Raw genomic sequence first — 10,042 nt, 5'->3', positions numbered from 1 at the left:
CGCAATGCGCAGGCGGGAGACGAGTCCGCACGCCATCAACTGGTGGAACGGCACTGGAACTTAATTTGGCACATCGTCCATCGATTCTCTGCGCGGGGCTATGATCCCGATGACTTATTCCAAGTGGGAGCTATCGGGCTTTTGAAGGCGATTGACCGATTTGAAGTCGAGCGCGGGCTGAAGTTTTCCACCTATGCGGTGCCATTAATTATGGGTGAAATACGTCGCCACTTGCGGGACGATCAGCCGATACGGGTGGCCCGATCGCTGCGCGAGTTAGGACTTAAAGTCGAAGTCACCCGCTCACAAATGGCGCAAAAGTTGGGGCGGGATCCCACGGCTCTGGAAATTGCGCAGCAATTGTCGCTTGATGTCGGCGACATTACCGAAGCCATGGAGGCGGTCCGGCCCTTGGCGTCTTTGAACCAGACCATCGAAACGCCCAACGGATCGGAGTCTCCGTTGGGAGATAATATTAGCAGCCCTCGATCCGAAGCGGAGTGGCTCGAGCAACTTGCGCTCAATCAAGCATTTCAAACCCTAGATGAACGAGAGCGTTACATTTTGCGCCTGCGCTTTGTTGAAGGGCGTACCCAAATGGAGGTCGCGAGACAGTTGAAGGTATCGCAAGTGCAAGTATCACGGCTGGAACGCCGCGCACTGGAGCGTCTTAAGCTAGCCCTAAGCGACGACGACAAGGAAACCTCTTAGCGTATCGCCGGCGCCACCATGAGTGACAGCCTTAGATTTTGATCATACTAACTCCTGAGCTAGCGTGACAGCTCGGGAGTTTCTATATTTGTGGCGGAGGTTAGGAATGAAAAATTCGGAGTATCAACAGTTAACACAATCGATGATGCCGAAACGGCCCATAATGCGTAACCTACTCTGGGCATTCATGGTAGGCGGATTAATTTGTCTCGTGGGTCAAGGAATTGAGTGGTTCTTCATGCAACACGGGATGACGGCCAAGGAGGCGGCCTCCCCTACCTCGGTGGTGCTGATTGGATTGGGTGCGCTTTTGACCGGTGTCGGATGGTATGACCGTATTGTCAAACGAGGAGGAATGGGGGGCTCACTTCCCATCACCGGTTTTGCGAATGCCATGGTCGCTCCCGCAATGGAGTTTCGCACCGAAGGGCTCTTAATGGGTATCGGTGCACGCCTCTTTACGATAGCAGGACCCGTACTGGTCTATGGTATGACCGCAGCCTTTGTCGTGGCTTCCTTACGGTATTTCATTACGGGGGTGGCTTAAAGCGTGGCACCTATGAATCGACGCGGGGCAACCTACACTTTTTCCAACGTCTATCTGGAATCATCGGGGTCAGTAGTAGGGCCCAAAGAGGGTAAGGGCCCCCTAGGGTCGCTCTTTGATGTCGTATGGGAAGATGAACGCAGTTCGTGCAACTCCTTTGAAAAGGCAGAGTTAGCCCTTTTACAGCAGAGCTATGGAGTGGCATTGCATAAGGCCAAGCGCGAGTGGCACGAGATAGACTTCGTGGTGGGTGGAGACTTGTTGGACCAAATTATTACCACCAATTTTGCCGCGCGCCAGCATCAACGACCCCTAATCGGTCTCTTTTCGGCGTGTGCGTCCTTCAGCGAGGCAATGGGGATTGGAGCCGTTCTTTTATCAGGACATGGCACCGAGCGTGTGATGGTCTCCGCGTCGAGTCACCACTCCACTGCCGAACGTCAATTTCGATTTCCGCTGGAACTTGGGTACCAACGCACCCCGACGGCAGCGTGGACCGCAACGGCGGCTGGATGCGCCATTCTGTCGCGAAAGCCATCCCCGATTAAAGTGGAGGCGGCGACCTTTGGACGGGTCATAGATTTGGGAGGACAAGATGCCAATGATATGGGGAGTGCCATGGCGCCGGCTGCATTTGACACCATCAAACAACATATGGCAGACATGGACCGCGAACCGGCCAGCTATGATGCGATTTATACGGGTGACCTCGGTCACTTTGGATTAGAGATGCTACGGCGCTATGCTGAGCCCACAGCACTTCACTTTGGCGATGAGTTGGATGATTGTGGACGCTCGCTCTACGATGCGAGTACCCAGGATACTCACAATGGCGGCTCCGGTCCAGGATGCTCGGCCAGTGTGTTTGCAGGTCCTTTGGTTACCCGTTTGATGGATAGACAGTGGGAACGCCTGTTGTTGGTAGCCACTGGTGCGCTATTTTCCCCCACAACCTTTCAGCAAGGTGAAACCATTCCTTGTATCGCACACGCCGTCGCACTATCCCGAGAGGAGGAGGCGGAATGACCTTTGTCTGGGCGTTTATCATCGGAGGAATCCTGTGTGTAATCGCACAATTAGTGATGGATCTCGGAAAATTCACTCCTGGGCAAGTGCTCGTCATCTTTGTCGTGTTGGGTGCCATTTTCGGAGGTGTGGGACTGTATGGGAAATTGGTGTCCTTTGCTGGGGCGGGCGCCTCAGTTCCTCTTCCCGGATTTGGTTACACCATGGTTGAGGGAATTGGGCAAGCTGTGAAGGCCAAGGGGGCGCTCGGACTCTTCACTGGGGGGCTAACAGCCGCCGCTGGGGGGATCAAAGCGGCGGTGCTATTTGGGTTGGTAGTGGCACTTATTTTCAAGCCAAAATCTTAGGAGGTCAGTCATGGAGTCCACGCGTAAACGAGTAATTGTCCTGACAGATGGCGATCATACCGCCTATCGAGCGTTGTCCAAAGTCTGTGAAGAACTATCGTGTCATCCTCTTCGAGCGTCGGCCGGGAATCCCACGCCGATGAGCGGCCAGGAACTGTTACAAGCAATTCAAAATGCGCCTCAAGACCCGGTGGTGGTGATGGTTGATGATCGGGGTGACGCCGGCACCGGCAAAGGCGAGAATGCGCTTCAAGAACTCTTAGAATCTCATAACATCGATCTCCTAGGGGTGGTCGCGGTGGCCGCTAACACGCATCCGGTGACAGGGGTGGAAGTACAGGAGTCTGTGGACCGCGATGGCGAGGTGGTCCATTATGCGGTAGATAAGGAGGGCCAGACGGTGGCGGGTCATGTTTTGAAGGGGGACACTGTGGATGTGTTGGGCAACTATTCAGGCGTGGTGGTCGGACTCGGCGATCCAGGCAAAATGAACGGGCATGACGCCATCAGCCGAGGGGTGCCGGCAACACGTGCCGCCATTGAAGAAATACTCAAAGAAAATGGGATACGTTCCTAATGCTCACCAGTGTAAGGTGTTTTGCCGATTTATCCAATGATTTGTCGTTCTGTAGAGGGATGTAAGATCGACGGTTAGTCGATTTTATAGCATTGGCAATGGTGTGTGCCAACGTTTGGCGTAACGCCCATCGATACATCGTGAGGGTCTTGGTGAGCCCTTCGCCAGGGATTCCGGCGGCTCCGAGGGGTTTCGCGTACCGACTTTGTTTCTAAGGCGTCTAAGGCATGGATACCGGTGTCTTCGTTCACCTCCTGATCCTCGCGCAGGTCACGCCGATCCGGTGTTCACGGAGCCAGTCCTTCTCGGTCTGGGGGAGATCTAACTCCAGCAATATGTGTGTGATCACAGTGGGGATGTCCTTCCGTAATGCGTAGAAGCTCCAAGACTTGTCACGGTGGTCACACACAAACCCGGCATCCTTTAACTTGGAAAGGTGGTGCGACACGGACAATTACCCGATAGGTAAAATAACTCGAGTCGCGTACACGGAGAAGTCTGAGAATGTGCAAACAGGTCGGATCACCCAAGGCGCGCCACCGTTCTGCCTATTCCTCATACACACCCATCCCTCCGTCATCGGTATATTAGTATATCGCGATGAAATACGGCGGGAATTTTTTGAAACGACTTGTTCACATAGATTTGAGCAGGTAAATATCTCTTGAGAGCGTCCTGCTGGTCACTCCCATACGACGGTGCAAGCCGATATGTCTCAGGGGTGAGCGCCGTTTTTTCCATCTTGGCATAAGCGATACTTCAGAGAGGTTGACCATCTCTTTCGGCTCATGCTAGGCTCTTAGTAATACGGGATGCTTTAGTGCATCCCTCGATTTTTGGGGGCTAGACGATGCGACCAGATACCTACCAGAGGCATCCCCATACTGGAGCTATCAGTATCGGTGGAGTGTGCATTGAGTCATTAGCAAATCGATGGGGTACCCCATTATATGTCCTTGATTATGAAACCATGGTGGCTCGCATGCGAGCCTATCAGCACGCGTTGTCCACTCTTACGCCTCCAGGGATGGCCTTTTATGCTGGGAAAGCCTTTTTATGCCGGGCGATGGTGGAAACGGTAAAAGAACAAGGGTTGGGACTGGATGTAGTGTCTGGAGGGGAGTTATATACCGCCGTTCAGGCCGGATTCGATGCGGCCCAGATTATGTTTCATGGCAACGTGAAGACGAGCGAGGAATTGGAATATGGACTGAAGGTTGGGGTCGGGCAGTTTGTGGTCGACTCGCTTGATGAGTTGGAGCGACTGAACCGCGTCGCCCAGTCGTTATCGGTGATTGCGCCAGTGTTGTTGCGACTGACTCCTGGGATTGATGCTCATACCCATGACTTCATCCGCACCGGGCAATTTGATTCGAAATTTGGCTTTGGCATGGTCGAGTCGATTGCGGATACGGCGGTAGAGAAGGCGATGGCGTATCCATTTGTGAGCTTAAACGGATTCCACGCCCACATTGGATCGCAAATACTGGAGTCAGAACCGTTTATTGCCAATGCCGAGGCACTCTTGCGGTATAGTGCCCATTGGCATCAAAAAACCGGGTTTTGGCCCAAGGTCCTAGATATTGGTGGCGGCTTAGGGGTGCATTACGCCATCGGGGACGAGCCGCCAGCGATTGGACCTATATTGAGTGCCGTCCAAAGCTTGGTCATAGAACATACCCCTGTGGGCAATGCGGCTCCTCGTATCGTGATGGAGCCAGGGCGGTCGATTGTGGCTGAGGCCGGGGTCACTATTTATACTATTGAATCGCGAAAGAAGGTTATTGCAGGGAAGACCTATGTCGCGGTCGATGGCGGGATGGGAGACAATATTCGCCCAGCACTTTACCAAGCGCAATATGCCGCAGAAATTGATAGTGCCCCTGAAGACAGCGGAAGGGAATTAGTGTCTGTGGCGGGTCGCTATTGTGAAAGTGGAGATATCTTGATCCATAATGTGGTCTTGTGCGATCCTCGGTTGGGCCGCCGTCTGGTCGTATTCAGCACCGGGGCGTATAACTACTCGATGGCCTCCAGCTATAATCGGGTGCCTAGACCCGCCGTGGTCATGGTGCGTGACGGCCTAGCCTATCCCTGGGTGAAGCGCGAAGGCTGGGAAGATATGATACGACTCGATGTGCCTCTTCACGCACCCCAAGGTGTGCGGAGCTAATGGCGGCGGAGAGCTATTCAGCTGAAGTGGTTCAAGAGATATTTGATTTACATCAAGTCGCTGATCGCGTACGTCGTGATCCGCGGATAGCACGAGAACTGAGCGTATTCAATCTGGCGCAGGGGGTCGCAGCACGCTGGCGAGAAACGGAAGATATGCTTCAGGCCAGCGAAGATGTTCCGGTAGCCGCATGGATTGTGCGAAAGAAAGTCGAAGGGCTCATACGACCCGACGAACCTGACGAAGAGGTTCTTGATTATGATACATCGGTTCGACCGACCTGGCTTCCACTACTGGTTAAACAGCTACAGGATCTTCATGACCTGGCTCAAGGTCAGTTTCCGAGAATCGGGGATTCCCAAGAGGTTCGGCCAGCGGCCCCCGTCAAAGATCCGAGCCTCTGGAAATTAGTCTGGTCTTATCCTCGTCTTAAAGAGAAGAAGGAGCCACCGCCACGGATCGTTGAGCGTCGGGCTGAGCCGTTACAAGAGCGCATGATGGCGCTTTTACAGCAATTGGACACCACTCCAGAAGTCTGTTTGCAAATGGCATTGGATGGAAAACCCCGAGCAGAGTGGGTGGGGAATTTTCTTGCTGCCGTGCACTTATGGCACCAAGGGCGCATCGAGGCCGCTCAAGAGGAACTATTTGGCGACATTTGGCTCAAGCATTCGATGCCACCGACCCCCTAGAAAGGAATCGAAGTGATGTTTTCGGACGACAAGTTAGCGATACTGGAAGCCTTGCTCTTTCTTCAAACGGAGCCGGTTCGGTTAAATCAAATTGAACACTGGCTTACCTGGGATGCCGAGACAGTGCATGACAGGGTAAACGCGTTGTCGCACACCTTGGAGGAGACGCACTCCGGATTGACAATACAGTGGGTGGACGGTGGTGTGCGTCTTGTCACCCGCCCGGAATTGGCGCGAATACTGGCGCAGGCGCTTGAGATTGTCGATCCAGAACCACTCAGTCATGCCAGTTGGGAGGTACTTTCGATTGTGGCCTATCAGCAACCGATTACCAGGCTGGAAATTGAGGCCATCCGCCAAACGGGCTCAGACCGTGCCATTGAGACACTTATCAACCGCGAATTGATCGAAGAGGTCGGGCGCAAGGAAAGTCCGGGTCGTCCCATCCTCTACGGTACCACCCATCAGTTCATGGAGCAGTTCGGGCTGCACTCGCTCGATCAATTGCCCCCGCTTACCGCTGACCCATCACCGAGGGAATAATGCTATCTTTCCTGAGAAATCCTACCTGAAACAACCGGGAGGTTCTCGTGAATGGTGGCATTTCTTATATGTCTCACGATAGCTATCGCAATTGGGTTTCTTCTGCGTCGTCCGATACAAATGACCATGGATTTGTCGCTCGAAAATCGGCAACCTCGGCTTCAGTTTGGTCTACACTTCATCGGACTCTCTGGCCGTCGTACCTGGGGACTTCCCTTAAAAAATGTTGATAGCTCCTCTGCCTCCGACCCACGCCCTGACTCACAATCTCCGAAATTCGAGCCAGAGATGTTGGGACACGCGCTATGGATATTGACCCGGTTAGGGCGTATCAATCATCAACTATGGGAGCGGTCCCGGATTGTCCGATTTGACCTTCAACTTCGTGTGGGCTTTGGTGATGCGGCAAGGACGGCTCTGTGGACCGGTCATCTGATTGAAGTGATCGCCTGGTGGATGTCAGTACGGATTGTGCCCCGGACCACAGATGAACCGCATTTTGTGGTCCAGCCAGTGTGGGACCGATCCGAACTCTACTGCAATTTTACCAGTATAATTGAACTCCTTCCTTCGGATATTATCCTGGCGATCGCATACGGCCTTATGGGCCGTGATAAAGGGGGAGCAACAAGCTATGGAGAATCCATCCAGCACCAGCACGCATAACACTGCGGGGCATCCTATCGAAGCGTTAATGAAAACCGCCATGGAGTCCATCAAGGGCATGATTGATGTCAATACCGTCGTTGGAGAGCCCGTAGAGACGCGCGATGGAGGAACAATTATTCCGGTGTCCCGAGTCTCGTTTGGATTTGCGGCCGGCGGGGGAGAATATTGGACCCGACCGACCGATGCGGCAGGGCACCCGTTTGGGGGAGGTAGCGGTGCCGGCGTCACTGTGCATCCGGTAGGGTTTTTAGTGATGCATGGAGACAATGTACGCCTGCTCTCGGTCGATAAAGGTGACGTATGGGAGTCTCTCGCGAACAACATCCCGCAACTTATCGATCAAGTGCAGTCAATGGTGAAGCCGCGAGACAATACGACTGCCGCAAGACACCACAGTACCATCATCGATCCTACCACGGTGTCTTAGGTCCCAATGCATAGTCTCTTCAAAGGCATTATGGGGTTTGGACTGGTGTCTATTCCCATTCAGGTGTTTAAAGCTATGGATTCTGAGGCGGTCACCAGCCATTGGGTGCACGAAGAATGCCTTCACCGGATTCAGTATCAAAAATATTGTCCAGCGTGCGAGCGGGTGGTGGACGCCACCTCCATCAACAAAGCGGCCTCGCTTCCGGATGGACGTTTGGTTATTCTGCCACCCGAAAATAAAGCAGGGGAATCTGATCATGTGATTAACATTCTCAACTTCCCACTACTGGATGAGGTAGACCCGGTGTTCTATGACCAAGCCTATTGGGTGAAGCCCAGTAGCGGCGGGAGTCGGGCTTACGCCATTCTGGTAGCCGCCATGCGCGACATGGGTCGGGTGGCCTTGGCTGAAATGCGACTGCGTTCTCGCCCCTCACTGGCCATTGTACGCGCGTTTAATGAACACACCCTGATGATGCACCGAATGCACTATCCAGACAGCCTCCGTGAGGAAGGGATGAGTTTGGGGCCCCAGAAGCCGCAGTTCACTCAGAAGGAATTGGCACTCGCGGTGACGCTGATTGGAGAGATGAAGGAAACCTTTGTGCCTGAAAATTATCCCAATCAGCCCCGATTAGATCGTCTTGCTCAAATCGAAGAACTCGGTGAATCCGTGGCACCGCAAGAGAGAGCACCGAGCGCAGCCGCTATGGATTTGATGGAACAACTACGGCGTTCCGTAGAACAGCAATCGCGTCATGGCCAAGGGGTGAGTTAAATGATGCCCGGAGACTTTGTTCCTCCGATGTTGGCAGCCACCGCGGAAGAACCTTTTTCCGACGCCGCCTGGTGGTTTGAAGTGAAATGGGACGGTTATCGCGTTTGTATCAGCAAAAGTGATGCTCTCCGTCTATACTCCCGCACAGGAACCAACCTCTTGACGGCATACCCTGAACTCCAAGCGGTGCAGAGGTGGATTCCGCCGCAGAGTATCTTCGATGGGGAATTGGTCGCTTGGAGAGATGGGATGCCTTGCTTTGATGCTTTACGACAACCCGGGGCAAAAAATTTGACTCTATTGGTGTTTGATTGCCTTTGTTTGAGAAACCAATGGTGCCTTCATGAACCCTTTTCGACAAGGCTTCAGATGTTGCAAGAGGCGCTGCCATCTACAGGACCGATCGCGGTATCTCAAGGGATTCGCGGTGTAGGAATAGAGTACTTCCGTGCCGCTCGTGATGCTCAGATGGAAGGAGTCATGGCCAAACATCTGGGGAGTCTCTACTATCCCGGACGACGGACCAAGCTCTGGAGAAAATGTCTGGTAGAGCAAAAGGAATGGTTCTGGGTCATAGATACACACCAGACCGCGTCAGGAGAGTGGTATTGGTCGATTGGTCAACCAGACACGAATGGTGCCGCATCATCCATGGCGGTTGCGACGGTCAAGGCGCCAAGGGGATGGACGCCTCGGAAAACGCCGAACTTACCATTTCCCGCGGAGATGAGCTATCGCTCTCGAACCAGGACCAATCGGTTACGTCATCCTAAGGTCCGAGAGTGGAGGGACTGATGTGGACAATAGGGCACCTATGATCACCGCTCATCAAGAGTGGCCGAGGGTATCACACCCAGAGCGCATTCTCTTTCCTGAAGTCGGATTGACGCGAGCTGACATTCTTAACTATTACGCCGAGGTTGCTGCGTACTTAGTTCAAGAGGCTCGTGGACGCGCAGTAACCGTTAAGCGCTGCCCCCACGGACTGAATGGGAACATATTCTACCAAAAACATCCGCTTGGTGGTGGACCGATCGTGCTGCATTCCGTCGACGATATTTTAACTTGGGTAGCCCATGGGGTAATTGAGTGGCATGCTCCACTAGGGCTATATCAGTCCCCGGAAATCCACGACTTTGCGGTCATGGACTTAGATCCGCATCCACCGGCCAATTGGCAGTCAGTAATCGCGGTAGCTACCATCTTTAAAAATCTTTTGGATGTGCAGCATATTTCCTTCTTGTTAAAAACCTCCGGACAGCGAGGACTGCACTTCTATATCCCCATCGTGCCCATGGAGCATACTCGTGTGACGCGGATTGTGAAATGGTGGGCGGATATTGTTACGCGAACTGCGCCACACTTAGCCACCGTGGAACGACTTAAGAAAGACCGAGGAGGGCGCGTATATCTAGACTATTTACAAAATGGTCATCATCGCACGACGGTGATGGCCTATAGTCTACGAGCGACACCCCGAGCCAATGTGTCCATGCCCATTGACTGGTCAGAGCTAGCGCGGCCTCCGGAGCACTGGAACATCAATGAGG

General features: G+C 53.4%; 13 protein-coding genes. All 13 read left to right on the top strand.

All coding sequences use genetic code 11. From position 1 onward, the window contains the following. A partial coding sequence (locus ACOJWD_RS06200; protein WP_486992352.1) for a SigB/SigF/SigG family RNA polymerase sigma factor occupies window positions 1-711 on the top strand: 711 nt, incomplete at its 5' end. Between the two features lie 106 nt (window positions 712-817). Then, complete coding sequence (spoVAC, locus tag ACOJWD_RS06195) at window positions 818-1,258, top strand: stage V sporulation protein AC (protein ID WP_486992351.1); 441 nt, start codon at window positions 818-820, stop codon at window positions 1,256-1,258. Window positions 1,259-1,270: 12 nt separating this feature from the next. Beyond that, window positions 1,271-2,284 (top strand): stage V sporulation protein AD, encoded by a 1,014-nt coding sequence (locus ACOJWD_RS06190; RefSeq protein WP_486992353.1) that lies wholly within the window; start codon window positions 1,271-1,273, stop codon window positions 2,282-2,284. After that, on the top strand, window positions 2,281-2,631 hold the full coding sequence (spoVAE, locus tag ACOJWD_RS06185; RefSeq protein ID WP_486992350.1) for a stage V sporulation protein AE: 351 nt from the start codon (window positions 2,281-2,283) through the stop codon (window positions 2,629-2,631). Before ACOJWD_RS06190 ends, spoVAE begins: the two co-directional genes overlap by 4 nt. Before the next feature lie 10 nt (window positions 2,632-2,641). Next, window positions 2,642-3,208: a stage V sporulation protein AE gene (locus ACOJWD_RS06180; protein ID WP_486992349.1), complete on the top strand. Its 567-nt coding sequence runs from the start codon at window positions 2,642-2,644 to the stop codon at window positions 3,206-3,208. An 850-nt stretch (window positions 3,209-4,058) separates the two neighbouring features. After that, a complete protein-coding gene (gene lysA / locus ACOJWD_RS06175) occupies window positions 4,059-5,381 on the top strand; it encodes a diaminopimelate decarboxylase (RefSeq protein WP_486992348.1) in 1,323 nt (440 codons plus the stop codon). Next, window positions 5,381-6,073: a hypothetical protein gene (locus ACOJWD_RS06170; RefSeq protein WP_486992347.1), complete on the top strand. Its 693-nt coding sequence runs from the start codon at window positions 5,381-5,383 to the stop codon at window positions 6,071-6,073. Before lysA ends, ACOJWD_RS06170 begins: the two co-directional genes overlap by 1 nt. A gap of 15 nt (window positions 6,074-6,088) precedes the next feature. Further along, a complete protein-coding gene (gene scpB / locus ACOJWD_RS06165; protein WP_486992346.1) occupies window positions 6,089-6,616 on the top strand; it encodes an SMC-Scp complex subunit ScpB in 528 nt (175 codons plus the stop codon). A 51-nt stretch (window positions 6,617-6,667) separates the two neighbouring features. After that, entirely contained in the window at window positions 6,668-7,282 is a 615-nt protein-coding gene (locus tag ACOJWD_RS06160; protein WP_486992345.1) for a hypothetical protein, read from the top strand. Continuing rightward, on the top strand, window positions 7,251-7,712 hold the full coding sequence (gene ytfJ, locus ACOJWD_RS06155) for a GerW family sporulation protein (protein WP_486992344.1): 462 nt from the start codon (window positions 7,251-7,253) through the stop codon (window positions 7,710-7,712). Before ACOJWD_RS06160 ends, ytfJ begins: the two co-directional genes overlap by 32 nt. A 6-nt stretch (window positions 7,713-7,718) precedes the next feature. Beyond that, window positions 7,719-8,492 (top strand): non-homologous end joining protein Ku, encoded by a 774-nt coding sequence (gene ku, locus ACOJWD_RS06150; protein WP_486992343.1) that lies wholly within the window; start codon window positions 7,719-7,721, stop codon window positions 8,490-8,492. Next, window positions 8,493-9,287, top strand: coding sequence for an ATP-dependent DNA ligase (locus ACOJWD_RS06145; protein ID WP_486992342.1), 795 nt, complete (start codon window positions 8,493-8,495; stop codon window positions 9,285-9,287). A gap of 1 nt (window position 9,288) precedes the next feature. Beyond that, a partial coding sequence (gene ligD / locus ACOJWD_RS06140; RefSeq protein ID WP_486992341.1) for a non-homologous end-joining DNA ligase LigD occupies window positions 9,289-10,042 on the top strand: 754 nt, incomplete at its 3' end.

The sequence above is a fragment of the Sulfobacillus sp. TH-112 genome (assembly GCF_057473405.1).
The sequence above is the reverse complement of the archived record's forward strand: the minus strand, read 5'-3'. Positions and strand labels throughout refer to the sequence as shown.

Bases quoted from the DNA above. Each gene is read 5' to 3' on its own strand.
- ACOJWD_RS06170 (WP_486992347.1), top strand. From the start codon at position 5,381: ATGGCGGCGGAGAGCTATTCAGCTGAAGTGGTTCAAGAGATATTTGAT.
- lysA (WP_486992348.1), top strand. From the start codon at position 4,059: ATGCGACCAGATACCTACCAGAGGCATCCCCATACTGGAGCTATCAGT.
- ytfJ (WP_486992344.1), top strand. From the start codon at position 7,251: ATGGAGAATCCATCCAGCACCAGCACGCATAACACTGCGGGGCATCCT.
- spoVAC (WP_486992351.1), top strand. From the start codon at position 818: ATGAAAAATTCGGAGTATCAACAGTTAACACAATCGATGATGCCGAAA.
- ku (WP_486992343.1), top strand. From the start codon at position 7,719: ATGCATAGTCTCTTCAAAGGCATTATGGGGTTTGGACTGGTGTCTATT.
- ACOJWD_RS06190 (WP_486992353.1), top strand. From the start codon at position 1,271: ATGAATCGACGCGGGGCAACCTACACTTTTTCCAACGTCTATCTGGAA.
- ACOJWD_RS06145 (WP_486992342.1), top strand. From the start codon at position 8,493: ATGATGCCCGGAGACTTTGTTCCTCCGATGTTGGCAGCCACCGCGGAA.
- scpB (WP_486992346.1), top strand. From the start codon at position 6,089: ATGTTTTCGGACGACAAGTTAGCGATACTGGAAGCCTTGCTCTTTCTT.
- spoVAE (WP_486992350.1), top strand. From the start codon at position 2,281: ATGACCTTTGTCTGGGCGTTTATCATCGGAGGAATCCTGTGTGTAATC.
- ACOJWD_RS06180 (WP_486992349.1), top strand. From the start codon at position 2,642: ATGGAGTCCACGCGTAAACGAGTAATTGTCCTGACAGATGGCGATCAT.
- ACOJWD_RS06160 (WP_486992345.1), top strand. From the start codon at position 6,668: ATGGTGGCATTTCTTATATGTCTCACGATAGCTATCGCAATTGGGTTT.